Below are 26,274 nucleotides of genomic sequence, written 5' to 3'. Positions count from 1 at the left end.
CAGGCATGACGCCAATGCGCTATGGCATCATCGGATGCGGGATGATGGGGCAGGAGCATATCCGCAACATCGCAATTCTGGACGGTGCCGAGGTGGCCGCATTGTGCGATCCCGATGCGGGGATGCGCGGTGCTGCGCAGGCGCTGGTGCCGGGGGCCGTGGCGGTGGCCGATCTGGCCGATCTGCTGGCCCTGCCGGACCTGGATGCACTGGTGATCGTCAGCCCCAACGACTGCCACGTGGCGCAGATGGAGCAGATCGCCGCCACCCGGCCGCTGCCGCTGCTGGTGGAAAAGCCGCTGTTCACCGATCCTGACGATGCGGCCCGGCTGGCGGCGCTGCACGCGCGCTATCCGGCACCGATCTGGGTGGCGATGGAGTATCGCTACATGCCGCCCATCGCGGCGCTGATCGACAAGGTGGCCGAGGTTACCGGCGGTGTGCGGATGCTGACCATCCGGGAACATCGCTTTCCGTTTCTCGACAAGGTCGGCGGCTGGAACCGTTACAACGCCCGCACCGGTGGCACGCTGGTCGAGAAATGCTGCCATTTCTTCGACCTGATGCGGCTGGTGGTGGGGGCCGAGCCGGTGCGGATCATGGCCTCGGGCGCGCAGGACGTGAACCACAAGGCCGAACACCCGGCCGCGGGCCCGCCCGACATCTGGGACAATGCCTATGTGATCGTGGATTTCGCCAACGGCGCGCGCGGGATGCTGGAATTGTGCATGTTCGCGGAAGGCTCCGAGTTTCAGGAAGAGATCACCGCCCTCGGTCCGCTGGGCAAGATCGAGGCCAAGGTGCCGGGGCCGACCCGGTTCTGGCCTGCCGACCTTGGCCCGCCGCCGGTGTCACGGGTGATCGTATCGCCGCGCCGTCCCAAGCGGCCGCAGATGCTGGAGATCCCGGTCGACGAGGCGCTGCTGGACGCGGGCGATCACAACGGCTCCACCTTCTACCAGCATCAGAAGTTCCTGCAGGTACTGCGCGGACAGGGAACGGTCGAGGTCGGCTTCGACGACGGGATGCGCGCGGTGCTGATGGGGCAGGCGGCGCAACGCTCGGCGCTTGAGGGACAGGCGGTGGCGTCCGGTTTGCCCACTGACGCGCCTCAGGTGCAGACGCCGATGTCCGCCTGATCGATCAGGGCCTGAACCTCGGCCTTGCTGCGGTTGCCCACGGCCAGCACCGACCCCACCACCAGCGCCGGTGTGCCGGGGATCTGGAAGCGGGCCGCCAACCCAAGGCTGGTGGCGATGCGCGCGGTCACCTCGGGGCGGTCCATGTCCTGCAACAGCCGTGGGGCGTCCAGCCCCAGGCCTTCGGCCAGCGCGGTCAGATAGGCCGGGTCGGGCTGAAAACGGGTGCGATGCAGCCGGGTGCGCATCGCCGAGGAGGCTCCCTGGTACTCTGCCGCCAGGATGGCCCGCGCCGCCGCCACCGAACCCGCGCCCAGCAATGGCAGATCATGCACGGTCAGAGCCACGGTTGCCGGGTCCAGCGCGGTGATCCACGGCTCCATGGTTCGGCAATAGGTGCAGTTGATGTCGGTGAAGAACGCCAGCGGCACGCGCCCGTCACGCGGTGTGCGGAACAGCGCGGCGCAGATATCGGGGATCTCGGCCGCCTCGATCCGGGGGCCATCCTGAAGGCCCACCAGCGGATCGAAGGCCCCGGTCACCGCCGCCTGTTCCAACTGGAAGAACCCCGGCACCGACGGATGCGGCGGGGCCGACAGGGAGGGCGCGAAGACCCGCCACAACGCGGGCGCCCCGGCCAACAGGGCCACAGCGCCGCCCAAGGCAAGAAATCCGCGCCGGTTGCCAGAGAGTTTGGGTGTTGTCATCGGGGCCGTGCCTCATCTTTTGCCGGGATCAGTATCGCGCTCCCCGGTCCGGTCTGCCGAGACAACTCTAGGGGCCGTGCGCCCCCGCGCCCCTTGCCCAAAACAGCGCAGGCGCCCTACCAGGCATCCACCCGGTGCTCGGGCGGCAGCCACATGGGATCGCCCTTGATGCTGTCGAACGCCCCTTTCAGGGAACCGTTGGCCGACTGGAGGCATCGGCAGGAATGTCCAGGCAGGGGTCGCAAAGGCCCCGCAGTCAACAAATTTGGGCGCAAACGCAGAGGGACCGGGCGCTGCCGCTTCATCACATACGGAGCGGCATCCCGAGTGTGGCGCCACAGGTGCATGGGTTTCCACGACAGCGCGGTGTGGATGCGGTCGCCGCCCTTGCGATGACGATCCGGGCGCGACCCCAAACGGAAAACGCCCCGTCCACTGGATCAGTAGCCGGGGCGCAGCCGTGCAGGTCATGACACCGATCGCCTGCTGATGCGCGGCAACCGGCGGCGGGCTCAGTTCGGGAAGATCGTTTTCCAGTCGTTCTTCATGTCGATCAGAAGCCAGCCGTTTTCGGCAGCTGCATCAAGGCCCTTGTCGAGTTTGCCAAAATGCGTGTCGCGGTCATAGGCGTATTCGCGGTCGGCGTCGGTGTGGTGCACGAAGGCGCCAAGACGCGGGCCATCGGCGCCGATGGTGGTGTATTGCAGCATCTCGAAATCGCCGTCGGAATTGCCGAAGGCGGCAATAGGTCGGCGGCCGATATGGGAATTGATGCCGACGGGCTTTCCGGCCTTGTCGTCGATGAAGTCGATCTTGTCGGTGCGCATCAGCACCGGCTTGCCATCCACCATCTTGAACTCGGTGGTGATCGACGATCCGACGATCTGTTGCGGCGGGATGTCATAGACTTCTTCGGTCCAGGGGCGCATGAACTCGATACCGCCGCCGGAAACGATGAAGGTCTCGAAATCATTGTCCCGCAGGTAGTCGAGCAGCTCCAGCATCGGCTGGTAGATCAGCTCGGTATAGGGCCGGTCGAATTTCGGGTGTTTCGCGGTGGCCAGCCAATCGGTGGTGATCGACGCGAAATCTTCGGTCGACATGCCGGAATGGGTCGCGGCGACGATTTCCAGCAGACCCTTATCACCGGCTTCGCCAAGCGCTTTCATGTCGCCATCCAGAACGGCCTGGAACGGCTGGGTCGTCTTCCATTCCGGGTGGTCGTCGGCCATGGCCTTGACCCGGTCGAAAGCGAAGGCAAGCTGGGTGTACATCGGCTGCTCGACCCAAAGCGTGCCGTCATTGTCGAAGGTCGCGATCCGTGCGTCTTCGTCGACAAAGGTGTCGCTGTCGTCGTCGGTCACGCTCTCGACGAACGCGATGATGGCGCTTTTGGTGTCGCCGTCGTTCCACGATGGCAGGGGATCGTCCTGGGCAATCGCGGGAAGCGCGAACGCCAGGGATACGGCAAGGGTGGAGGCAAGAAATTTCATTTTGGGATTGGCCTTTGGGTGTCCGGTACGAGGTCAAGTGGACGCGAGAGAGGGCGGGCCCGTCAAGGCCCGCCCCGTGTGTGGTGTTGCCTCAGTTGCCGGTCGGCAGGCCGATGCTGACACCATCCTTGGCAAGTTCGTCACGAACATGCTTGAACCGCTGATACGCGCTCAGCGTGATCGGACCGGTATAGGTCTCGCTCTGCAGCTTGCGCGGCGGATACTCGACATAGCTTTTCATGATCTCCTGCATCGCCTCGTTGGCCGGGACCATTGCCCAGGTGCTCTCGGTGAAGGTGGTCATGAAGATGTCGTAGCGTTCCTGCGGGTCGGCCAGCAGGTCAAAGACCTGCGGAACAGTGGCGACGTATTTCTCGGCGCCTTTCCAGCCCAGGTTGGTATCGACCGCAAGGCCACCGGTGGTGGCGCCATTGTCGCCGCGCAGGTTGAACACGTACTTGAAGTTGTCGACGCGGACAGCACCCGGAGTTAGTTCGTTCTCGGTGAAGTAGAACCACTCGTTGCGGTCAGACTTGCCCTTGCCGGTCCAGACCGGGGTCATGTCGTGGCTGTCGAAGATGATCGGCTCGCCGGCGCGATCTTTCTCGGGCAGCGTCTGATCGGCCAGGGCTGCGAAGGTTGCCATCAGGTCGAGACCGCCGAGAATGTCGTCGCTCTTGGTGCCTGCCGGAACATGCGCAGGCCAGCGCACCACGGCCGGAACCCGGCTGCCGCCCTCGCGGTCGGTGCCCTTGGTGCTGCGGAACGGAGTGTAACCGCTGTCCGGGTAGACATCCTGCCAGGCGCCGTTGTCGACCGTGTAGAACACGACGGTGTTGTCCTTGAGGCCAAGCTCGTCCAGCTTGTTCAGGACGTTGCCGACGCGCGCGTCAAGTTCGACCACCGCATCTGCATAGGGCGACTTCGAGATCGATTTGCCCTCGAAATCCGGGTGCGGCAGGTTCGGCTGGTGGTTCTTCATGAAGTTGACGTTGATGAAGAACGGCGTGTCCGGATCCTTGGCGGCGTCTTCAAGGAACTCATAGGCGGCCTTTTCGACATAGGCGTCGAGATATTTGATGCCGACCTTGCCCTGATCCGGCGTGTCCGCGTCGCCGATCACCTTGAAATCCTCGGTGACCTCTTCGCCGGCATTGCCGGACAGCGACCCCTTGGTGATCTTGGCGAACTCGGCGCGCAGGTCGTCGCCCATGTTCTTGTGCCAGGCCGGATCGGGGTAGGTATAGGCGTTTAGATGATAGAGGAACGCGTATTTCATCTGGTCATAGCCCTGCGCGTTGGGCAGCGCATAGTCAGACTCGCCCAGGTGCCACTTGCCGGTGAAATAGGTCTTGTACCCGGCTTCTTTCAGCACCGAAGCCAGCGTCCATTCCGCTTCGGGCAGACCGCCGCCCTGGCCCTGGAAGGCCACGGTGGTCATGCCGGACCGGTTCGGGTTGCGCCCGGTCTGCATCGCCGCGCGGCCCGGTGTGCACGAGGGCTGGCCGTAGAAGTTGGTGAAGAACATGCCTTCTTCGGCCAGCTTGTCGAAGTTCGGCGTCGGCATGCCGCGCGCGGCACCGCCCAGATAGGGACCGAGATCGCCCCAGCCGGTATCGTCCGAGACGATCAGGAGGATGTTGGGCTTGCTGCCGGCAGGATCGTCCTGCGCAAGGGCTTGCGACGCTCCGAGTCCGCCAAGGGCAAAGGCGACCCCAAGCGCAAGCGCGCGCCCCGCCATGCCGGTTTGGGTTCCGGAAGTTTGCATATGAATTTCTCCGTCAGAGGTTTCTGATCCCGGCGCTCTCCGTCCGCACGGGGATGCCATCTTTTGCCAGCTCTTTTTCGATCTCGGCTTCGAGTTCGCGGACGAGCCTGTCGTAATCCGCGATCCGACACGACGATTCTGGGTCGATTGCGCGCCATCGGTCAAGTGCTTCCCATGCTTCCCTGTAGTCGGAAAGAAGCTCTCGAAAGCCCGGATCGATGGTGCTCCGTCTACGGAGTTCGGGCATGAGGTTCGGCCAACGTTCCGCAATGATCGGACCAGGCTCCATGTCATCTCTCCGTAAAAAATGTGATCTTGCGACCATTGGTTTCACAACCGGACGGAAGACGTGTCGAAATCGCCTTGAGCTTGCCCCATGCGTGCGGTGCCCGGGAGTGGCGAACATGTTCGAACCCCTCACAAAGGGGTGCCTGGTAAGGCCGCAACACCGCAATACGGCCCTTTAATTCAGGGGGCGGGCGACTATAGTGCTGCCGAACAGGTCCCGGCCGGCATTTTCATGTGGGATCGAGACCAGCGCAGCGAGATGCCCCCGAAAATGGTAAATGCCCGCCAGAACCTGATGGACGAGAGGGGTGCGCACCCCTCGCAGGCGGATGTTCGCGCGGCGTTGGACCGAATGTTCGAGCATCCGGAATTCAGGGCCAGCGAACGGCGGCGCGCATTCCTGAGTTTCGTGGTCGAAGAGGCGCTCGCGGGTCGCGGGCCCGCCCTCAAGGGTTTCGCCATCGCCCATTCGGTTTTCGGGCGCGACGAGAATTTCGATCCCAAGACGGATCCGGTGGTGCGGCTGGAAGCCCGGCGTCTTCGGCAGGACCTCGACAGCTATTATGTCGGCCCCGGTGCCGACGATCCGGTGCGCATATCGATCCCGAAGGGCAGGTACGAACCCCTGTTCGAGGTTCGCCCCCCCCAGGTCGCCACGACTGTCGCGCCAGTTGCCCCGACGGAGGTATCATCCGTCGCGCCGCCGCAGGCGAATACACGCAAGTCCGGGCGCAAGGCACCGCTGATGGCGGCGATCTTTGCCGGGCTGGCGGTTGTTGCGGTGATTTCCTTGTGGTTGTTTCGCGCCGATGGCGTCGCGGTTACAGATCGTACCGTGGCAGAGTTTCCGCGCGTCGCGATCCTGCCCTTCGAGGCGCTCGATCCGTCGCCGACAACCCGGACGTTGTCGCTTGGCCTGAGTTCGGAACTGGTCCTGAAACTGCGCGGCTTCGACAACCTGCGCCTGTTTGCGCCGCTGGCTGCGACCAATCTGACCGAGAGAATGGCGGAACTCGGTGCCGACGGGGTGCCGACCTATCTTGTGCACGGCACTGTCCAGACAGAGGGCGAGGCGGTTTCGGTCAACGTCCAGCTTCTGTCGGCCATCACGGACGAACTGGTCTGGGGCGAAAGCTATGACCTGCATCTGAACCCCGGCGCCCTCATCGACCTGCGCAACTCCGTATCAGCCGAGATCGCGACCGCCATCGGGCAGCCCTACGGCCCGCTGTCCGCCGATATCATGGCGCGGGCAGATGCCTCTCCCGCGCCCACAAGCCTCAACAGCTACCTGTGCGTTCTCGAGGCCATCGCCTACCGGCAGAAGTTCTCGTCAACCGCCTATCAGACCGTGCGGGCCTGTCTTGAAGAAACCGTGGCGCAAAGCCCCGACTACGCCGAGGCCTGGGCAATGCTCGGGTGGCTCCAGCTTGACGCGGCGCGCTTCGGCTTTGTCCCTGCCGAGCAGGCCGATGCCGAAATCGCGGCGGCGCTGGAGGTTGCCGAACACGCCTATTCCATGGCTCCGGACAACGTACTTGCCGCGAAGGCCCTCTCCTCCATCCATCACTACACCGGCAATTATTCCGAAAGCGAACGCTACGGGCGTATCGCGCTGGACCTTAACCCGCACGATCCTGACACGCTCGCGCAGGTGGGGTGGCGGTTGTCGGTGCGGGGCAAATTCGACGAAGGCGGCCCACTCATGGCGCAGGCGATCGAGCGCACGGTCGACCCGCCCGGCTGGTACTATCACCTTCCGTCGCTGCAGCATTTCATGCAGGGCAACTTCGAACGGGCCTTGGAGGAAGCCGAAATCGCCGCGTCAAAGGGGACAGGCTTCGCGTGGTTCCTCGTTGCCATCAACGCGGCGGCACTGGGAGATGCCGAGAAGACGGCCCTGGCTTTGGACGTTTTGTCTGCACATCCATACATTTCCGCCGACCCGGCAGCGTTCTTGCGCCGCCACGGCGCCATCGATGAGATCGTGTTGAAAGCGACAGCCGCCTACGGCGCGGCTCAGCGCCTCGCGCCCTTTTAGACCGTATCGCCCCTCGGAACGCCATCCAGCAGGATGATGCCGGGAGCGTCCCCAGGCGGAACTGGCCGGTTGGTGCTCCGCGTGCTGCCCCAGCCCAAAAATGAAGAAGCACCCCCGAGGGGGTGCTTGCTTGGTCACCTGATATTGTTGGGTGATTTGGCTCCGGCGGTAGGGATCGAACCTACGACCAATTGATTAACAGTCAACTGCTCTACCGCTGAGCTACGCCGGAACATGCGGCGGTGTATAGCTATGCTGTCTGGGGGCGTCCAGAGGCTTTTGACATTTTTTTCACCCCATTTCAGGCCAGCGAAAACAGCGCCGAGGGCGACAGGTTCGGGGCGGCCTGAACCTTGCCGCGCGTGGTCAGATCTATGAGATGGGCCAGCACGTTACGCTCGGCCGCGGGCATCAGGGCGGCAGGGGTTTCGCGGTCATAGATGGCCCGGGTCAGGGCGCTCAGCCCGATGCCGTGCGGGGGAATGGCCGACAGGATCTGGGCCTCGCGGGCATGGCGATGCGCGATCAACCAGTCGATGCGCGCGGCGGGATCGGCGACCGGCAGGCCGTGACCGGGATGCAGGATGCGCGAACCAAGGTCCCGCAACCGGTGGCAGGATGACAGGAACGCCGCCAGGTCGCCGTCTGGGGGCGAGATCAGCGAACTGGCCCAGCCCATCACCAGATCGCCGGTGAACAGGATGTCGTCCCAAAGGAACGCCATGTGGTTGCCCATATGTCCCGGTGTCCACAGCGCCGTCAGCGTCCAGCCCGCGCCGGTCACCTGCGCGCCATCGGGAAGGCACCGGTCGGGCGCGAACCCCGTGTCCACGCCTTCCCCGCCCCCGGCAAGCCCATCCGCCACCAGACCTTGCATCAGCGCGCTGCGGCCCGAGGCGGCCGGTCCATAGGCCAGAACCGGGGCGCCCGTTCGGTCGGCCAGCGCGCGGGCCAGCGGCGAATGATCCCGGTGGGCATGGGTGACAAGGATCTGCGTGATCTTCTGGCCGGGGCGCAGGGCGGCAAGGATGGCCTCAAGATGCGCTGCATTGTCCGGGCCGGGATCGATCACAGCGATCTCGCGGTCGCCCAAAAGGTAGGTGTTGGTGCCCCAATAGGTCATGGGCGAGGGGTTGGGCGCCAGAACACGGCGCAGGCCGGGGGCGAGGTCCTCGACCTGTCCGGGAACGGGGGACTGCGGGGAAGGGTCCATTTGGCGCTTTCCTGTGCTGCTGCTGCATGGTCAGATGTAGCCATGCTCTTCGCCTGGCTCAAACACTCCCTTCCGCGCAGCCTGTATGGACGCGCCGCGCTGATCCTGATCCTGCCGGTGTTCAGCCTGCAACTGGTGGTCTCGATCGTCTTCATTCAACGCCATTTCGAAGGCGTCACCCGCCAGATGACCCGCAATGTGCTGGCTGAAACGCGGTATCTTGTGGACAGCGTGAACGCGGCGCCCGACCTTGCCGCGGCGCAGGCGCTGGTGGACGAGCTTGGACCGGCGCTGGAACTGGCGGTGTTCCTGCCCGCGCCGCTGCGCGATGGCGACACGCGCGCCTTCTATGATCTGTCGGGGCGGGTGGTGATCGAAACCCTGCACCGGCGTCTGACCGGTGTCTCGGGCATCGACCTTACCAGCAACCAGCGCGAGGTGCAGGTGTCGATCGACACCGTGCATGGCGGCATGGACTTGCGGATGCCGCGCGGGCGGGTGTCGGCGTCGAACCCGCATCAGCTTCTGGTGTTGATGATCGCGACCGGCGTTCTGATGACGTTGATTTCCTTCATCTTCCTGCGCAACCAGTTGCGGCCGATCAAGCGGCTGGCCCGGGCGGCGGATGCTTTCGGCAAGGGGCGGCATGTGTACTACCGTCCCACCGGCGCCAGCGAGGTTCGGCTGGCCGGGCAGGCGTTCCTCGACATGCGCAGCCGGATCGAGCGCCAGATGGAGCAGCGCACGCTGATGCTCTCGGGGGTCAGCCATGACCTGCGGACGCCACTGACACGGCTGAAGCTGGCGCTTGGGATGATGGACGACACCGAGGAAACCGACGCCATGCGGCGCGATGTTCAGGACATGCAGCATCTGGTGGACGAGTTCCTGAACTTCGTGCGCGGCGATGCGCTGGACGATGCGGAGGCCACCGATCTGACCGAACTGGTGCGCGACTGCGCCGATTCCGCCCGTCGCGGCGGTCACGCGGTGGACCTGTACCAGCTGGATGAAACCGGCGACGTCACGATCCGGCCCATGGCGATCAGCCGGGCGCTGGAGAACCTGATCGGCAACGCCGTGCGCTATGGCACCATGGCGGCGGTCACCGTCGTTGTGCGCGAGGGCACGGTCTGCATCCGCGTCGAGGACGACGGACCAGGCATTCCCGAGGACAAGTTCAAGGATGCGCTGAAACCCTTTGCCCAGCTCGATGCGGCGCGCAATCAGGATCGCGGCACCGGGGTCGGACTGGGTCTGGCCATCGCCTCGGACATCGCACGGCGGCACGGCGGGCGCCTGCACCTTGGGCGCAGCGCCCGTCTGGGCGGGTTGCAGGCCGAATTGATCGTCGCGCGATAGGCCTTGCCGGTGCGGAACCGTTGCAGGGACGGGCAGTTTCGATCAGACTCGCCCGCATGACCGACCCAACCGCCGCCGAATATCTGACGACCCAGGAACTGGCCGAGCTTCTGCGGATCAAGGAACGCAAGGTTTATGACCTGGCGGCCTCGGGACAGGTGCCCTGCATCCGGGTCGTGGGCAAGCTTCTGTTTCCGCGCGACGAGGTGAAGGCCTGGATCCAGGCCGGGCGCAGCGGACCAGAGGTGCGCGGGGATCTGCCCAGCATCGTCGTCGGCAGTCATGATCCGCTGCTGGAATGGGCGCTGCGCGAGAGCGCCAGCGGGTTGGCGGGCCTGTTCGATGGCAGTTTCGACGGGCTGGGCCGGTTTCTGGCGCGCGAGGCCATGGCCTGTGCGCTGCATGTGCATGAACCCTCGGGACATTGGAACATCGACACGGTTCAGGCGGCGGCCGGGGCGCTGCCGGTGGTGCTGGTGCGGCTGGTGACGCGGCGGCGCGGTCTGTTGCTGGCGCGGGACAACCCGCTGAAGATTTCCGGCATTGCCGATCTGGCGCCGCATCGCGTGGTCCGCCGGCAAGAGACCGCCGCCAGCGAACGTCACTTCCAGCGTCTGGCCGAGGCCGAGGGACTGACCCCGGACGCATTGAACGGACCCCAGGGGGCCGCGCGCACCGAGTTGGACCTGGCCCGCGCCGTGGCGGAAGGACAGGCTGATGCCGCCTTCGGAATCGAGTCCGTGGCAAAACCCTTCGGGCTGGATTTTCTGCCGCTGGTCGAGGAACGCTTCGACCTTCTGGTGTGGCGGCAGGCGTGGTTTACCGAACCGATGCAGGCGCTGATCGGCCTTGTGGGACGGGCGGGGTTTGCGGATCGCGCCGCCGAACTGGGCGGCTATGACGTGGGCGAGGCGCTGCGCGTCGTGATGAACGGCAGCGCCCCGTAACCGTGCGCTATGGCGCGGCGTTGGGATAGAAAAGCTGCGTGCCATCCACCTTGAAAGCGGCAATCGCGGCCTGCCCGTCGGGGCCGGTCAGCCAGTCGGCAAAGGTCTGCGCCGCGGCGGCCTGCACATTGGGATGCCGTTCGGGGTTCACCACGATGACGCCGTACTGGTTGAAAAGACGCGGGTCGCCCTCCAGCAGGATCCGGTGATCGCCCTTGTTGCCAAAGGAAATCCAGGTCGCCCGGTCGGTCAGCACATAGGCGCCCATGGCCACGCCGGCGTTCAGCGTCGCCCCCATCCCCGATCCGGTTTCGCGGTACCAGGTGCCCGAAGCCGCGGCCACATCGGTGCCGGTGTCGCCCCACAGGCGCAGTTCCGCCTTGTGCGTGCCGGAGTCGTCTCCGCGCGACGCAAAGGGCGCCTCGGCCGCGGCGATCCTGGCCAGTGCCGCCACCACGTCGGCCTCGTTGGCCAGTCCGGCCGGATCCGTCGCCGGGCCGACGATCACGAAGTCATTGTACATCACGTCGCGGCGCGGCAAGCCGAATCCCTCGGCCACAAAAGCCTCTTCGGCGGGCTTGGCATGAACCAGCAGCACGTCGCCATCACCGTTGCGGGCATTGCGCAGGGCCTGCCCGGTGCCGACGGCGACGACGCGCACCTCGATCCCGGTGGCGTCCTGGAACTGCGGCAGGATCGCGTCCAGCAGGCCCGAATTCTGGGTCGATGTCGTGGATTGCACGATGATGACGTCATCGGCGGCGGTGGCGGAAATCGCGGTGGCGGCCAGCATCAGGCCACCCAATACAATGTTTCTGAAGAACACGTTCAGTCTCGCTTTGATGGGGATTACCGAAGAAGATCGCCGGACAGAAATGCCTGTGCGGCGGCAGAGCGGGGCAGGGCGAAGAACCGGTCCGTCGGAGCCTGCTCCTGAACCTGCCCGCGATGCAGCAGGATCACCTCGGAGGCCAGCCTGCGGGCCTGTCCAAGGTCGTGGGTGACCATGACAATCTTGATGCCACTGGCGCTGATCTGACGGATCAGGCCTTCGATCTCGCGCGTGGCGGCGGGATCCAGCGGGGCAGTGGGTTCGTCCAGGAGCAGCAGGTCCGGGCCGGTGGCCAGCGCGCGCACCAGCGCCAGCCGCTGTTGTTCCCCACCGGACAGGGAGCGCGCGGGCTGTTTCGCGCGGGTCTGCAGGTGGCCCTGGGCCAGAAGTTCGTCAATACGGGCGCGGCGTGCGCGCCACGGCACCCCCTGTTGGCGCAGCACGAAGCCCAGGTTGCCCGACACGCTGCGCCGCAACAGCACCGGTTTCTGAAACAACATCGCCTGTTTGACCGCGCCGCCGCCCGAGGGATCGGTCAGCGCGATCTGTCCGGTGGTGGCGGGCAGAAGCCCGTGGATCAGCCGCAGCAGCACGCTCTTGCCCGCGCCATTGGGACCGATGATGACGCTGGGGCCGGGGGCGTTCAGCGTCAGGGCGGGAATGTTCAGCAGGGTCTTGCGATCCCGCGCGACGGTCAGATCCGACACATCGACCCGGCAGGCGGGCACGGCGGGGGCCGCGTCCTTGGCCCAGTTGGCGCGCAGTTGATCGGTGTGGTCACGCATGGCTGAGCCTTTGCGCCCGCAGCGCGGTTGCGGCCACCGCTGCGTTCACCATCAGCGCGATCATGATCAGGATCACTCCCAACGCCAGCGCCAGCGCAAGATTGCCCTTCGAGGTTTCCAGCGCGATCGTGGTGGTCATGACGCGGGTCACATGGTTGATGTTGCCGCCAACGATCAGCACGGCCCCCACCTCGGCCACGGCGCGGCCGAACCCGGCCAGCAACGCCGTCATCAGTTGAAATCGGCCATCCCACAGCAGCGTCGGCACGGTTTGCATCCGGCTCAACCCCAGAGAGCGCAACTGGTCGGCATATTCGCCGTCCAGTTCGCTGATGATCTGGCGGGTCAGGGCGGTGATGATGGGCAGCACCAGCAGCACCTGGGCGACGATCATCGCGGTGGGGGTGTACAGCAGGCTCAAGACGCCCAGCGGGCCGGAGTTCGAGAGCAGAAGATAGACCGTCAGCCCGACCACGACCGGCGGCAAGCCCATCAGCGCGTTGACCACGACGACCACCAGCTGCTTGCCGGGAAAGCGCGTCACCGCAAGGATCGCGCCCAGCGGCAGGCCAATGGCCGCCGCCACCACGGTTGCCGTCAGCGACACGCGCAGCGACAGCAGAACAATGGACCACATGTCCGGATCCCCCGAGAGGATCAGGAGCAGCGCCGCCCTGAGTTCTTCTGCAAAATTCTGCATTTCCTCCCCGGATCCGAGAATTTCGGAAATTTCCCTCATCTTGGGGCAGGAGGCGCACCCTGTCTACCGGCATCGTGAAATTTCGACTGCGGCGCGCAGACAGGTCGCCAAACGCAAAAACGCCGCCTGGGCGGCGGCGCTGGAAGGGGCAGGCTTTGAAAGGGCTTCAGCCGTTCCAGGTTCGGATCGGGCCACAATCCATATGGACGAAATTGGACCGGTAGTAGCGTCCGACACCGCCCGCCGAGACCGATTGCGCGGCTTTGGACATCTGGCTGACGCTGCGCGATTTCAACCGCAGGTCGGCGGCCTGGCCGGACATGTGCAGGGATTTCTTGGCAACCCCCCTGGTGCCCTTGCGCAGCATCGCGTTGGTGCGCGGGGTGCGATAACCGGACAGAAGCAGGTAGGGTTCGTCAATATCCAGCAGCGTATGCGACGCGGCCATGATGTCGATGGTGCGGGTGTCGATCTTGGTCGCCTTGTTCTCGCGCCAATCCCGCATGAAGTGGTTGATTTCCTTGAGGGCGGGCTTCACATAGCGGCCGTCCACCCAATAGATCATGTCGATGCTCTCGCCGGTGCGGCCGGAATACATCTTGATCCGTCGAACGTCCCCGGCCCCGCGAAGGAACCCGAATACGCCTGCGTGAACCGGTGCTGCGGTAACCGTCGTTGCGGCGAAGGCCGCCAATAGTCCACGTCTGGAAATGCGGGCTGTGCCCGCCTTGCTGTCATTTGTCATGCCCGTACTGCCTCATATTCGCCACATTCGCGGCTGTTTTGAGAACCATCCCACAGAACGGCTTTTTACACAACAGTATGAACAACCCAACAATGATTTGGACTCACACCGGAATCTGGGCCGAAATCGGCAGCTTTCTGCCAATGCAAAGTCAGGAGGGGTGTCCTAATCCACCGTTGCCGATCCGCGACATAATATTCAGCAACATCTGATTGTGATTTTGACGGATTGAACCCCGCGCGTTACCTCGGGGATAACGGTCCCTTGCGCCGCAACCCAGGAGTTCCTATGTCCGCGATCCTGCGAAGCCCGATTCTGCGCCCTTTCTGGGCGTTTCTGTCTGTCCTTCTTCTGACCGGGGCTGCCTTTGCCCAGTCCGGCGATCAGGCCCTGCGTCAGGCCATTGCCTCGTCCGTGGCGCGCGATGCCACGCTGCAACAGTTCTATGCCCAGCGGAACTATCAGCCCATGTGGATGGGCGGGTCAGCCAAGGACAAGCGCCGCCAGCGCGACTTTCTGAAGGCGCTGAAGCAGTCCGGCGATCACGGTCTGCCCACCGGGGCCTATAATGTCGCGGGGCTGAGCCAGATGGCCGGGGCCAAATCGGTGGCCGACAAGGCCAAGGCCGAGATCGCTTTCACCAAGACCTTCAGCGCGTATGCGCAGGACATCCAGTCCGGCATCCTGACCCCGTCGCGGGTCAGCAAGGAGATCGACCGCGCAGCGCCCCGGCGTGGCACGGTGCAGACGCTGGTGGCTTTCTCGAAAAGCTCGCCGTCGGGATTTCTGAAGGCGCTGCCACCGCAGCGCGCCAGCTACAAGGCGCTGATGGAGGAAAAGACCCGGCTTGAGAAGATCGTCGGCGCCGGCGGCTGGGGCTCGAAGGTGGGCGGCAAGTCCTACAAGATGGGCCAGTCGTCGCAACAGATCGTGGTGATGCGGACGCGGCTGCGGGCCCTTGGCTATGGCAAGGGCGGAAAATCTCCGACTTTCGACCAGGCCTTGCAGCAGGACCTTGCCCGGTTTCAGCGCGATCACGGGCTGGACCCCGATGGCGTGGCCGGTCCCGCCACGCTGGCGGAACTGAACCGCAGCGCGAAGGATCGCCTGACGCAGGTCATCGTCGGGATGGAGCGCGAACGCTGGATGAACTTCCCGTTGGGCAAGCGCCACGTACTGGTAAACATTCCCGACTATTCGGCCAAGATCATCGACAACGGGCGCGTGACCTTTGAAACCCGCGCCGTGGTCGGGCAGAACCGCTCGACCCACCGCACGCCCGAGTTTTCGGACCGGATGGAGTTCATGGTCATCAACCCGACCTGGAACGTGCCGTATTCCATCGCCACGAAGGAATACCTGCCGATGCTGAAGCAGAACCCCAATGCGGTCTCGCATCTGCACCTGCTGGATCAGAACGGCAACCGGGTGTCGCGCGGGTCGGTGAATTTCGCCTCCTACAGCGAAGGCAACTTCCCCTTCCGCCTGAAAGAACCGCCCAGCGACGGCAACGCCCTGGGGCTGGTCAAGTTCATGTTCCCGAACCAGCACAATATCTATCTGCACGACACGCCGCACAAATCGCTGTTTTCGCGTGGACAGCGGGCCTTCAGCCATGGCTGCATCCGGTTGGCCGATCCGTTCGACTTCGCCTACACGCTGCTGTCCAAGCAGACGTCCAACCCCAAGGGAACCTTCAAGGCGCATCTGGACACTGGCCGCGAAAGCGTTGTGCAACTGAAACAGCCGGTGCCGGTGCATCTTGTCTACCAGACGGCCTTCGTCGAAGGCTCGGGCGATGTGCAGTATCGGGTCGACATATACGGGCGTGACGCAATGATCTTCAACGCGCTGGCGAAGGCCGGGGTTTCGCTGCGCGCGATTGGGGGCTAGACAGGCCGGAACAGCTATTCCGGAGTGATCATGGCATTCAGTCTCGACAGCATTGCGCAAGCCCTGGGTGCGCGCCTTGAAGGGGACGGCGCGCTGCAGATCACCGGCGCCTCTGAGCCGGCGCTCTGCGGGGCGCGGGATCTCGCCCTGGCGATGGATCCGAAGTACGCCGAGGGTCTGCCCAAGGGAAAGGCGCAGGCCGCCATCCTGTGGGAGGGCGCGGACTGGCAGGCGCTGAACCTGAAGGCGGCCCTGTTTGTCGCCCGCCCGCGTCTGGCCATGGCGCATCTGTCGAAGATCTTCGATCCCGGCCCGCAGATTGCGCCGGGCATCCATCCCACGGCGGTGGTCGATCCCTCAGCGCGGATCGGGCCGGGGGCGGCCATCGGCCCGCTGACCGTGATCGGCGTCAATGCCCGCATCGGTGCCAACGCCCGTATCGTCGGACAGGCCACCATCGCCGAAGAGGCCGTGATCGGAGACGATGCGCTGATTTGTTCCGGTGTCCGCATCGGCGCGCGTGTCCGCATCGGCGACCGGGTGATCCTGCAACCGGGCGTGGCCCTGGGCGGCGACGGTTTTGCCTTCGTGACGCCCGAGAAATCCTCGGTCGAGCAGGTGCGCGAGAACCTTGGCGACCGCGTCGAGGTCACCAACGCCGAATGGACGCGGCTGCATTCGCTGGGCACGGTCGAAATCGGCGACGACGTGGAAATCGGGGCAAACTCGACCGTCGATCGCGGCACCATCCGGGCCACGAAGATCGGGCGCGGCACCAAGATCGACAACCTGGTTCAGGTCGGACACAACGTCGAGATCGGCGAGGATTGCATGTTGTGCGGGCTGGTCGGCGTCGCCGGATCGACCCGGATCGGCAACCGCGTCGTCCTGGCAGGCCAGGTCGGGGTGAACGACAACATCTTCATCGGCGACGATGTGGTGGCGGGCGGGGCCAGCAAGATCTTCACCAATGTGCCCGCAGGCCGGGTGATCCTGGGCTACCCGGCGATCAAGATGACCACGCACAATGAAATCTACAAGGCCCTGCGCCGCCTGCCACGGATGATGCGCGACGTTTCGGCCTTGAAGAAAGCAGTTTCCTTGCCGGATCAAAGCAACTAAATCCCCCATCAACGAACTCGGAGTGGTCGGATGAGCGTCAGAGACAAGGTGCTGGGCATCATCGCCGAACAGGCGGTCATGGATGTGGCGGATGTCACGCCGGACAAGACACTTGAAGATCTGGGCGTCGACAGTCTGGGCCTGGTGGAAAGCATCTTTGCCATCGAAGAGGAATTCGACATTCAGGTGCCCTTCAACGCCAATGATCCCGCGGCCAGCGACTTCGATATCTCCAGTGTCGAAGCCATCGTCGGCGCGGTTGAATCCCTCGTCGCCCAGCAGTCCGGATGAAGCGCGTCGTCATCACCGGTCAGGGTTCCATCAACGCGCTTGGCCACACGGCAGAAGACACATTGCAGGCCATGCGAGACGGCCGCTGCGGCATTGGCGAGCTGAATTTCCGCGACGTGGAGCGCCTGTCGATCCATATCGGCGGGCAGGTGCGCGACTATGATCCCGAGCAACGGTTCAACCGCCAACAGATCGCGCTGTACGACCGGTTCACCCAGTTCACGCTGATCGCCGCCAAAGAGGCCATCGCGCAATCGGGGCTGAGCTTTGCCGGCGACCTGGCGGCGCGGTCCGGGGTCGTGCTGGGCACCTCGGGCGGGGGCCTGAACACGCAGGATGAAAACTATCGCACGGTCTATGAAGAAGGGAAGAACCGCGTTCATCCCTTCGTCGTCCCCAAGCTGATGAACAACGCCGCCTGCAGTCATGTCTCGATGGACTACAACCTGAAGGGTCCAAGCTTCACCGTGGCCACCGCCTGCGCCTCGTCGAACCATGCCATGGGGCTGGCCTTCCACCTGATCCGGGGCGGCGGTGCGACGGTCATGGTGACCGGCGGGTCCGAAAGCATGCTGTGCTTTGGCGGCGTCAAGGCCTGGGAAGGGCTGCGCGTCATGTCCAAGGATGCCTGCCGGCCGTTTTCGGCCAATCGCAACGGCATGGTTCAGGGAGAAGGCGCGGCGATCTTCATCTTCGAGGAATACGAGCACGCCAAGGCGCGCGGCGCCGATATCCTGGCCGAGGTGATCGGCTTTGCCATGTCCTCGGATGCGGCCGACATCGTGATGCCCTCCAAGCAGGGCGCGGCCCGCACCATTGCCGGGGCGCTGGAAGACGCGAAGATCTCGCCCGACGCGGTGGGCTATATCAACGCCCATGGCACCGGCACGGCCGCCAACGACAAGACCGAATGCGCGGCGGTGGCCGATGTGTTCGGCGCCCATGCGGATCGGCTGATGATCTCTTCGACCAAGTCGATGCATGGACACCTGATCGGCGGTACAGGCGCGGTGGAGCTTCTGGCCTGTGTCATGGCCCTGCGGGACGGCATCATCGCGCCGACAATCGGCTATGAAGAGCCCGATCCCGAATGTGCGCTGGACGTGGTGCCGAACGAGGCACGCGAAGCCGATGTTGACGTTGTCCTGTCCAACGCCTTCGCCTTCGGGGGCCTGAACGCCGTTCTGGCGCTCAGGCGGATCTGACGGGGCCGTGCCCGGTTATTGCGGCCGGGGCAGGGCCATCAACTCGTTATAGGCCGCGGTGAAGCCCGACAGCGATACTGTCAGCGAAATGCGGTTGTCCGGCGCCACCATCGGGTAGATGGCGATTTCGCCGTTCGAGCCGCTGCGCATCCGCGCGATTTCAGCCTCGTTCAGCCCCAGTTGCGCGATACAACCCTGGCGGTTGCAGAACTGGAACGGATAAGTGACGGCTTCGCCGCCATCTGCGCTGAAGGACACGCGGCGGGTCAGCAGGGTTTCCAGCGGCGTGATGACGGTGGCCCCTGCGGTCAACTCGGGATTGTCCACCGGGAACAGGCTGAAATCAGCGGTCGGGTTGCCCTCGGGGTTCAGCAGCGTCTGCTGGATCTCGCAGGGATCGAAAGCCACCTGTTCCAGCCGGATGCAGCGCAGGGACCAGTCGCCATGGGTGGCAATCTCGTAGGTCTGGTTGGGCTGCGCATCGGCGCGGGACTGGGGCAGGGCAGCCGCAGTCGCCTGGGCTGCGTTGGGGGCCGCATTCGGGGCGGTTTGCTGGGCGGTGGCCGGAAGGGCCGCGATCAGGGTGCTCAGGGCACCGGCGATCAGGAAGTTGCGCATCTGAGGCTCCGTGTTGGTCGTTCTGACCTGCTCCTAGCATGGTGCAGAAAGCTTGTCAGAGGGAACCTAGGGAAGCGCGCGAAAAGTTTAAAGCACCCTTTGCAGGTCAAAGACGCGGCGCTGCGCGGGCAGGGAATGGACCGGCCCGCGGACAGGCGCTGCCGGACCTCGCCCGATCAATGACGCGCTGCTTCAATCCTGAATTGTGGTCGGGCCATTGCCCCGTGAGATCGCTGATGCGCCCCAACGGGACTATCCTCGAGATTTCTGCAGCGCAGCATAATGGAGCCATCTGCATTTTCCGCCGGATCCAGATCTCATTGCGCGAAGTCTGCTCAATATCCGGGTTGTGAGTTCTTCTGACAGAGCCGTATCGACGGGGCCGCCGACCGATCGGCAATGGACATCAACAACCGGTGCGAGACATCAGCACTGCGCGACAAGTCTCTGAATAGGCACAGCTATCAGGATGACCGGGTTTTGGGCAACATGCACCGTTGCCCCGTGGCGCGGGTCCCGAACCTGGGAAAGACCATGCTGTCAAATGCGAGATTTTCGATCTGTCTGCCGCAATTGCCGGCAAGTCCAAATCGTGGCGCGAGGGAATACACCCGGGTCGCAAAAGGGTTCCAGATCCCCAAAAAAATAAAAGGGCCCACGAAGGACCCTTTATTTTATTTTTGCTCCCTGTCGGACTGGCCGACTTATGTGGTGAACGCTACGGCGACTCGGATCAAGCGTCAACAGCCAATTACTGGTAAAACTGAAGTGAAAAGGGCCGCGCCAGAGGCGCGGCCAGTCCAACAGGGAGGAATATGCCAGGAACGGCCAAGACCGGCCCCGACAGGACCAAGGCTAGCGCGAAAAGGTTAATGCTCGGTAACCGTTCGTTCCGGCTTCGTTCGGGCCACCGACATCTTGATCTGGGTGATGCGGTTGTTCTCGCGGGCAAGGATCTCGAAGCGGAACCCGTGGAAGACGAACACCTGGCCGACGACCGGAATCATCTGGGCCTCGTGGATGACCAGTCCGGCGATGGTATTGGCTTCGTCATCGGGCAGGGACCAGTCGCGGGCGCGGTTCAGGTCGCGGATGGTCATGGCGCCGTCGATGATGAACTTGCCGTCCACATCGCGATGGATCATGTCCGCGGCGCTGTCGTCGAATTCGTCGGTGATCTCGCCCACGATCTCTTCGAGGATGTCCTCCAGCGTCACCAGCCCCTGAAGGTCACCGTATTCATCGACCACCAGCGCAAAATGGGTGTGCCGTTTCAGGAAATGGCGCATCTGGTCGTCCAGCGTCGTGGTTTCCGGCACGAAATAGGGCTTGCGGGTCACCGACATGATGTCGAAGTCCAACACATGCGAGGGGTCCTTGATGGTGCCCTCGCTGCCGATCGTTTCCAGTGCGGCGCGCAACAGATCCCGGGCGTGGATCACCCCGACGATATTCTCGGGATCGTTGCGGAACACCGGCAGGCGCGTGTGCTGGGATTGCAGGGCCTGCGCGATGATCTCGGGCACCGGCTTGCTCACGTCGATCATCTCGATGTCGGAGCGGTGGCGCATGACTTCTTCCACGGTGCGGTCGCCCAGATCCAGCGCCCCCAGAAGGCGGTCGCGATCTTCTTTCTGAACCACGCCCTCGTGGTGCCCAAGGGTCAGCGTACCGATGATTTCCTCGCGCACGGACAGGACGTTGCGGCCCGGATCGATACGCACGCCGAAGACCCGCAGGACCGAGCGCACGATGAAGCGCACGACCGACACCGCCGGCGACAGCACCGTCACGATCACGTTGATCGCCGGTGCCGCCAGCGCCGCCGCGCGCTCGGACTGGGAAATCGCATAGGTCTTGGGCAAGACCTCGGAAAAGACCAGAACCAGCAGGGTCATGACCAGCGTCGCCATCGCGACACCGCCTTCGCCCAGGTATTTGGTGAAAAGCGCCGTGGTCAGCGACGTCGCGAGGATGTTGGCCAGGTTGTTGCCCAGAAGGATGCCGCCGATCAGCCGTTCGCTGTCCTCGGTCAGTTTCAGCGCGGTGGCCGCCCCCTTGGATCCGGCATCGGCCTGGTTGCGCAACTTGCCGCGGGAGGAGGCCGTCAGCGCGGTCTCCGATCCCGAAAAGAAGGCCGAGCAGGCAAGGAGAATGAACACCGCCCCGGCGGTAATCCAGAATGCAAGGTCAAGACCCGTTGTCCCGTCGCTCATGGTGCAGATGCCTCCGTGCGTTTGCTGTCTTATGGGGGTCCGGACCGAAGGCTGCAAGGCACCTGAGTTGCACGAGGCAGGGCAGGCCGAACGCGGGCGGGCTGGCCGGACCGGCGCCCTGTGTGGGTCGGGGGGAGCGGCGAGGAGATCGAATCATCCGGTGTTTCGACGGAATCCCCGCTGCATCCCCGCTGCGCTGGTGACCCTAGGTCATCCTGCGCGTGCCTGGACCAAGACCCGCAATCTTCGTCTGCCGCGCTGCAGCAACGCAACATTTGATTGCTTACGAACCGTAAACCCTGTTCAATTTGTTCAGTAGGCAATTGCCTCCGGCCCCTAATTCGCTAGTCTCCCGTCACCGCCTGCGGCGTGGGTTCGCGCTTCGTGGGTTAATAATCAATGGGAGGTCCATACCGAATGAACCGTCGCTCTTTTCTGAAGAACTCCGCACTGGGTGGCACCGCCGCCGCCGCATCCTCACTGGCCGCGCCGCTTTACGCGCAAGGCAACCGCACGCTGACCATGGTCACCACCTGGCCGCGCGGCTTTGCAGGTCTGGCTGATGCCGCCGACCGCGCCGCAGCAAACATCAACGCGTTGACCGAAGGGTCGCTGACCGTCGACGTCAAGCACGCGGGCGAACTTGTCGGAGCCTTCGAAGTGTTCGACGCCGTGACCGCCGGTCAGGCCGACATGTACCACGGCGCTGACTATTACTTCGTCAACCAGCACCCCGCCTTCGCCTTCTACACCGGTGTGCCTTTCGGCATGACCGCGACCGAGCACAACAACTGGTACTACCACGGCGGCGGCATGGAAATGCACCACGCTCTGGGTGAGATCTTCGGTCTGAAGTCGTTCATGGCCGGCAACACCGGCGCGCAGTCGGGTGGCTGGTTCACCAAGGAAATCACCGGGCCGGAAGACTTCCAGGGCCTCAAGTTCCGCATGCCGGGTCTGGGCGGCCGCGCGTTGGGCCACATGGGCGTGTCGGTGCAGAACCTGCCGGGCGGCGAAATCTACCAGGCGCTGGCCTCGGGCGCCATCGACGGCACCGAATGGGTTGGCCCGTGGTCGGACGAGAAGGTGGGCTTCCAGGAGATCACCAAGTTCTACTACACCGCTGGCTTCCACGAGCCGTCGGCAGGTCTGTCGCTGGCCACCAACCTTGAAGTCTTCGACAGCCTGACCCAGCAGCAGAAGGCCGCCATCGAAATCGGTGCCGCCGCTGCCGACCACTGGAACCTGCACCAGTACCTGATGAACAACGGCTCGGCGCTGCAGCGTCTGGCGTCGTCGGGCGTCAAGGTTCTGGAATTCCCCGACAGTGTCTGGGATGCCTTCGGTGCCGCGTCGATGCAGGTCTATGAAGAGTTCATGGGCGATGACATCTTTAAGGAAACCTACGACGCCTATGTCGAATCGATGGCGGCGTCTTCGGGCTGGATTTCCAAGTCCGACGCCACCTATCGCAACCAGCGGGACCGGGTGCTGGGCTCCAGAACCTGACCTGATCAGAACCGGCCCGCCCCCCGCGCAGGGGGGCGGGCCTTTGTGCAAAAGCGAGGTCCGGGACAAGGGCCCGCAGCGGGGAGAGGACGATGCTGGACGGTATCCTCTGGGTTGTCACCAATATCGGGACAGCCTTTTACAATTTCGGTTATGCCGTGACCCATCCGGGGCTCTGGCTGAACTGGTCCGACACCGAAGCGATCATGCGGTTTGCCTACTACGGTGGCTCGACCCAGCTCTTCTTCGTCATCTTCACCGCTTTCCTTGTGCTGACCGCCGTCGGCCTGTGGCGCAACAGCGTGCTCTGGGGCTATGTGCGCGGCGCGGAATGGTTCGGCAACACGGTCGGACGCTTCTTCGCCTGGGCCGGCCTGCTGATGGTCCTGCAACAGACGCTGATCGTCTTCCTGCAACGGATCTTCCTTGTCTCCGAGATTTCCATCGGCCCGTTCGGGACCGTGTTTACCAAGGATCTCAGCTGGTACGCCGAGGAACTGAAGCTTTATAACGCCATGATCGTGGCGCTGTGCTGCGCCTATACCTTCATCCAGGGCGGCCATGTGCGGGTGGATCTGGTCTATGGCTCGGTTTCGCGCCGGACCAAGAAGATCATCGACATGATCGGCTGCCTGATCTTCATGATCCCGGTGCTGACCCTGACGTGGATGTACGCCTGGTTCTTCCTGTGGCGTCACCTGATCACCCCGAAGATCTCGGCCAGCGACAAGATCGAAATGCTGATGCGCAAGGCGCGGATCGTGAAATGGAACGTGGAAACCATCGGCTTTTCGCCGAACGGCTTCAACGCCTACTTCCTGTTCAAGGTGCTGATCATGGCCTTCGTTGTCATGATGCTGATCCAGGCCATGGCCTTCTTCTATCGCAATCTTCTGGAACTGATCGAAGGCGAAGAAGCCGACGGCCGGTACCATGACGAGGACGTGCTGGGCGACGATCTGCCCGAGCACTTCCATGAATCCTTCTGAGGGGACCCTGACCCATGCTATTTGGACTTGATGGAGTCGAGGTCGGCCTGATCATCGTATTCTTCTGTCTCTTCGGAGGCATCATGACCGGCTTCCCGGTGGCTTTTGCCATCGGCGGGGCCGGGGTTCTGTCCTTCGGCATCATTGCCGCGCTGGACAGTACCGGATTGTTGATCCACCAGGCGGTGGACACCACCAGCGACGCCTATCGGGCGTTGATCGCCAATGGCGCCAACCAGATCAACATATCGCACTTCCGATACCCGGACTTACCCTTGATCGATCAGCCCCTGTTCCCGGGCGGTTGGGAGCAGGCCGTGGATCGCAACCTGTCGTTCATCGTGAACCGCATGAACGAACGCGTGTTTGCCGGTCAGTCGATCGAAACCCTGCTGGCGGTGCTGATGTTCGTGATGATGGGCATCACGCTGGAACGCTCGCGTATTGCCAATGACCTGCTGACCACCATGGCGCGGGTCTTCGGGCCGATGCCCGGCGGTCTGGCCGTGTCGGTCGTGGTCGTGGGCGCTTTCCTGGCTGCTTCGACCGGGATCGTCGGGGCGACCGTGGTGACGATGGGCCTGTTGTCGCTGCCTACCATGCTGCGCAACGGCTATTCGCCGTCGCTGGCCACCGGCGTCATTGCCGCGTCTGGCACGCTGGGCCAGATCATTCCGCCGTCGATCGTGATCGTTCTGCTGGGCACCCTGGCGGGCGACCTGTATTCGGCCGCGCAGGAAACACGGGCCCAGGCGGCCGGGTGTTCCGACGCGCTGACCTACCTGGGTGAAGCCGCCGTGGTGTCGGTCGGCACGCTGTTCCAGTCGGCGATCCTGCCCGGCATCCTGCTTGCCGGCCTCTATGCGGTCTATGCCCTGGGCTTCGCCCTGTACGATCCGCGGCACGCGCCGCCGGTCGAGATTGAGGACGTCGAAGGCGGCGAAGTCATCACCCGCAGCGAAGGTCTGACCTGGTTCCTGGGTATGCCCATCGCGCTGATCGGTGGCGCCATCCTGCTGGCACAGATCGGGATTGTCGGATCACAGGACATCACCGTCGACAGTTATTCGGATGCCTCTGAATCCGCCGTCCTGCGGACCAGTGTCTCGGAACAATGTCAGGCGTCGATGATCGAACTGCACGGGCAGGAGAAATGGGATCTGGCCATCGAGCAGCAGGAGGCCATCGAGGCTTCGGGCGGGGCGCAAGCCAGCCGCGCGCTGAGCGCCGAAGAGATCGAAACGGCCCGGGTCGAGAAGATCGCCAATGCCGCGCCGATCAGCTCGGGTCTGGCGACCATGTTCATCATGCTGGCGCTGGTCCTGACCACCGCCCGTGGTGTGGCCCCGACCGCCGATCCGACCCCGCTGGCCATCGGTCTGGCGGGTGTGGGTCTGGCCTTCGTGGTGGACTGGTTCCTGATCAGCCCGACAACCAGCGAAGGGGCCAGCTTCCTGCTGTTGGTGATCCCGCTGCTGCTGATCGCCTATGGTTGCCGCGAGGCCATCACCCGCCTGTCGCAGAACGAGCTTCTGCGCGTGGTCTTTCCGCCGCTGATCCTGATTGTCGCGGTGCTGGGCTCGATCCTGGGCGGGATCACCAACCCGACCCCGGCGGCGGCACTTGGCGCATCCGGCGCGATCATGCTGGCGGCCTATCGCAAGCTGCGGGATGACAGCCGGTCGGGCAAGATCATCATCTGGGCGTCCTTTGCCATCATTCTGATGATCCTTGTGGGGGTGAACTTCGACCTGCGGATCACCCGCTCGGAAGTGATGTTCGAAGAATACATCGCCTTCATCGTGGCCCTTCTGACCTATCACTTTGCCATCTTCGGCATCCTCTACAGCTGCTGGGTGCTGCTGCGGGGCGGGGTGCTGACCCCGGTGGTGCGCGAGACGGCCAAGGTGACCTCGATGGTCTTTACCATCCTGATCGGCAGCCAGGTGCTGAACCTCGTGGTGATTTCCTTCGGAGGGGAACACTACATCCAGCAATTCCTGCGCAGTTTCGACAACGAGCTTGTCGTCTTCCTGCTGGTGATGCTGGTGCTGTTCATCCTGGGCTTCGTGCTGGACTTTCTCGAGATCATCTACATCGTGATCCCGATCGTCGGGCCGGTGATCTATGGCGGCACGATGGATCCCAAGTGGGTCACCATCATGATCGCGGTGAACCTGCAGACCAGCTTCCTGACACCACCCTTCGGCTTCGCGCTTTTCTACCTGCGCGGGGTGGCGCCGCCCGAGGTCGCCACCCGTGACATCTACAAGGGGGTTCTGCCCTTCGTGTTGATCCAGGTGGCGGGACTGGGCCTGTTGTGGCTGTTCCCCAGCGTGGTCACCATCGTACCGAACCTGCTGAACTGACCGGATCGGACACCGGGGCGCTGCAGCCCCGGCCCGGACCAA

Annotated in this window: 22 protein-coding genes and 1 tRNA gene; 11 read left to right on the top strand and 12 right to left on the bottom strand. The window is 63.9% G+C overall.

The window, feature by feature from the left end; genetic code table 11:
- Nucleotides 1–5: 5 nt before the first annotated feature.
- Complete coding sequence (locus tag ACP15K_RS06945) at nt 6–1,139, top strand: Gfo/Idh/MocA family protein (protein WP_193141136.1); 1,134 nt, start codon at nt 6–8, stop codon at nt 1,137–1,139.
- On the opposite strand, the gene ACP15K_RS06940 is transcribed toward ACP15K_RS06945, so the two are convergent.
- The 4 genes from ACP15K_RS06940 to ACP15K_RS06925 form a co-directional block, all read right to left on the bottom strand.
- Nucleotides 1,112–1,846, bottom strand: coding sequence for a DsbA family protein (locus ACP15K_RS06940; protein ID WP_193141135.1), 735 nt, complete (start codon nt 1,844–1,846; stop codon nt 1,112–1,114). The genes ACP15K_RS06945 and ACP15K_RS06940 overlap by 28 nt on opposite strands.
- A 512-nt stretch (nt 1,847–2,358) precedes the next feature.
- Nucleotides 2,359–3,339, bottom strand: coding sequence for an HAD family hydrolase (locus ACP15K_RS06935; RefSeq protein WP_424990132.1), 981 nt, complete (start codon nt 3,337–3,339; stop codon nt 2,359–2,361).
- Between the two features lie 91 nt (nt 3,340–3,430).
- A complete protein-coding gene (locus tag ACP15K_RS06930; RefSeq protein WP_226925766.1) occupies nt 3,431–5,107 on the bottom strand; it encodes an arylsulfatase in 1,677 nt (558 codons plus the stop codon).
- Nucleotides 5,108–5,120: 13 nt separating this feature from the next.
- Entirely contained in the window at nt 5,121–5,396 is a 276-nt protein-coding gene (locus tag ACP15K_RS06925; RefSeq protein WP_193141133.1) for a hypothetical protein, read from the bottom strand.
- A gap of 231 nt (nt 5,397–5,627) precedes the next feature.
- Between ACP15K_RS06925 and ACP15K_RS06920 the strand changes: the two genes are divergently transcribed.
- Entirely contained in the window at nt 5,628–7,436 is a 1,809-nt protein-coding gene (locus ACP15K_RS06920) for a tetratricopeptide repeat protein (RefSeq protein ID WP_424990131.1), read from the top strand.
- A 157-nt stretch (nt 7,437–7,593) separates the two neighbouring features.
- Here the strand turns inward: ACP15K_RS06920 and ACP15K_RS06915 are convergent.
- Together ACP15K_RS06915 and ACP15K_RS06910 are read right to left on the bottom strand one after the other, a co-directional pair.
- A tRNA-Asn gene (locus ACP15K_RS06915) sits at nt 7,594–7,668 on the bottom strand.
- A 69-nt stretch (nt 7,669–7,737) separates the two neighbouring features.
- Nucleotides 7,738–8,649 carry an MBL fold metallo-hydrolase gene (locus ACP15K_RS06910; RefSeq protein ID WP_424990130.1) on the bottom strand — a complete coding sequence of 304 codons (912 nt, stop codon included), beginning with the start codon at nt 8,647–8,649 and terminating at the stop codon, nt 7,738–7,740.
- 42 nt (nt 8,650–8,691) lie between these two features.
- Here ACP15K_RS06910 and ACP15K_RS06905 point away from each other — a divergent pair, with 42 nt between their 5' ends.
- Together ACP15K_RS06905 and ACP15K_RS06900 are read left to right on the top strand one after the other, a co-directional pair.
- Complete coding sequence (locus tag ACP15K_RS06905) at nt 8,692–10,011, top strand: ATP-binding protein (protein ID WP_193141130.1); 1,320 nt, start codon at nt 8,692–8,694, stop codon at nt 10,009–10,011.
- Nucleotides 10,012–10,067: 56 nt separating this feature from the next.
- Complete coding sequence (locus tag ACP15K_RS06900) at nt 10,068–10,958, top strand: substrate-binding domain-containing protein (RefSeq protein WP_424990129.1); 891 nt, start codon at nt 10,068–10,070, stop codon at nt 10,956–10,958.
- A 7-nt stretch (nt 10,959–10,965) separates the two neighbouring features.
- Here ACP15K_RS06900 and ACP15K_RS06895 read toward each other — a convergent pair whose 3' ends face one another.
- The 4 genes from ACP15K_RS06895 to ACP15K_RS06880 form a co-directional block, all read right to left on the bottom strand.
- On the bottom strand, nt 10,966–11,751 hold the full coding sequence (locus ACP15K_RS06895; RefSeq protein ID WP_424990159.1) for an extracellular solute-binding protein: 786 nt from the start codon (nt 11,749–11,751) through the stop codon (nt 10,966–10,968).
- A 56-nt stretch (nt 11,752–11,807) separates the two neighbouring features.
- Entirely contained in the window at nt 11,808–12,575 is a 768-nt protein-coding gene (locus ACP15K_RS06890; protein ID WP_193141128.1) for an ATP-binding cassette domain-containing protein, read from the bottom strand.
- Nucleotides 12,568–13,275, bottom strand: a complete 708-nt coding sequence (locus ACP15K_RS06885) for an ABC transporter permease (protein WP_193141127.1) — start codon at nt 13,273–13,275, stop codon at nt 12,568–12,570. The genes ACP15K_RS06890 and ACP15K_RS06885 overlap by 8 nt, the downstream gene beginning before the upstream one ends.
- A gap of 166 nt (nt 13,276–13,441) precedes the next feature.
- The gene (locus ACP15K_RS06880; RefSeq protein ID WP_193141126.1) at nt 13,442–14,020 is read right to left on the bottom strand and encodes a YcbK family protein; all 579 of its coding nucleotides are present in this window, start codon (nt 14,018–14,020) and stop codon (nt 13,442–13,444) included.
- A gap of 288 nt (nt 14,021–14,308) precedes the next feature.
- Between ACP15K_RS06880 and ACP15K_RS06875 the strand changes: the two genes are divergently transcribed.
- Genes ACP15K_RS06875 through ACP15K_RS06860 form a run of 4 tightly spaced genes read left to right on the top strand, consistent with a single transcriptional unit; the run spans nt 14,309 to nt 18,531 of the window.
- Entirely contained in the window at nt 14,309–15,913 is a 1,605-nt protein-coding gene (locus ACP15K_RS06875) for a L,D-transpeptidase family protein (RefSeq protein WP_193141125.1), read from the top strand.
- A 30-nt stretch (nt 15,914–15,943) separates the two neighbouring features.
- Complete coding sequence (lpxD, locus tag ACP15K_RS06870; protein ID WP_193141124.1) at nt 15,944–17,035, top strand: UDP-3-O-(3-hydroxymyristoyl)glucosamine N-acyltransferase; 1,092 nt, start codon at nt 15,944–15,946, stop codon at nt 17,033–17,035.
- Between the two features lie 30 nt (nt 17,036–17,065).
- On the top strand, nt 17,066–17,326 hold the full coding sequence (locus tag ACP15K_RS06865) for an acyl carrier protein (protein ID WP_424990128.1): 261 nt from the start codon (nt 17,066–17,068) through the stop codon (nt 17,324–17,326).
- Nucleotides 17,323–18,531 carry a beta-ketoacyl-[acyl-carrier-protein] synthase family protein gene (locus ACP15K_RS06860; protein WP_193141122.1) on the top strand — a complete coding sequence of 403 codons (1,209 nt, stop codon included), beginning with the start codon at nt 17,323–17,325 and terminating at the stop codon, nt 18,529–18,531. Before ACP15K_RS06865 ends, ACP15K_RS06860 begins: the two co-directional genes overlap by 4 nt.
- 15 nt (nt 18,532–18,546) lie before the next feature.
- Here the strand turns inward: ACP15K_RS06860 and ACP15K_RS06855 are convergent, their stop codons facing one another.
- Together ACP15K_RS06855 and ACP15K_RS06850 are read right to left on the bottom strand one after the other, a co-directional pair.
- On the bottom strand, nt 18,547–19,149 hold the full coding sequence (locus ACP15K_RS06855) for an invasion associated locus B family protein (RefSeq protein WP_424990127.1): 603 nt from the start codon (nt 19,147–19,149) through the stop codon (nt 18,547–18,549).
- Nucleotides 19,150–20,018: 869 nt separating this feature from the next.
- Entirely contained in the window at nt 20,019–21,365 is a 1,347-nt protein-coding gene (locus ACP15K_RS06850) for an HlyC/CorC family transporter (RefSeq protein WP_193141120.1), read from the bottom strand.
- Nucleotides 21,366–21,782: 417 nt separating this feature from the next.
- On the opposite strand from ACP15K_RS06850, the gene ACP15K_RS06845 reads away from it, so the two are divergent.
- The 3 genes from ACP15K_RS06845 (at nt 21,783) to ACP15K_RS06835 (ending at nt 26,232) form a co-directional block, all read left to right on the top strand.
- Nucleotides 21,783–22,874: a TRAP transporter substrate-binding protein gene (locus tag ACP15K_RS06845; protein WP_366192543.1), complete on the top strand. Its 1,092-nt coding sequence runs from the start codon at nt 21,783–21,785 to the stop codon at nt 22,872–22,874.
- Between the two features lie 92 nt (nt 22,875–22,966).
- Nucleotides 22,967–23,863: a TRAP transporter small permease subunit gene (locus ACP15K_RS06840; protein ID WP_193141118.1), complete on the top strand. Its 897-nt coding sequence runs from the start codon at nt 22,967–22,969 to the stop codon at nt 23,861–23,863.
- Between the two features lie 14 nt (nt 23,864–23,877).
- Complete coding sequence (locus tag ACP15K_RS06835) at nt 23,878–26,232, top strand: TRAP transporter large permease (protein ID WP_424990126.1); 2,355 nt, start codon at nt 23,878–23,880, stop codon at nt 26,230–26,232.
- Nucleotides 26,233–26,274 lie beyond the last annotated feature (42 nt).

It is taken from the genome of Fluviibacterium sp. S390, assembly GCF_049800695.1.
In the GTDB taxonomy this organism is placed as follows: domain Bacteria; phylum Pseudomonadota; class Alphaproteobacteria; order Rhodobacterales; family Rhodobacteraceae; genus Meridianimarinicoccus.
Note: the sequence above shows the minus strand (reverse complement) of the source record. Positions and strands in the feature narration are given on the sequence as shown.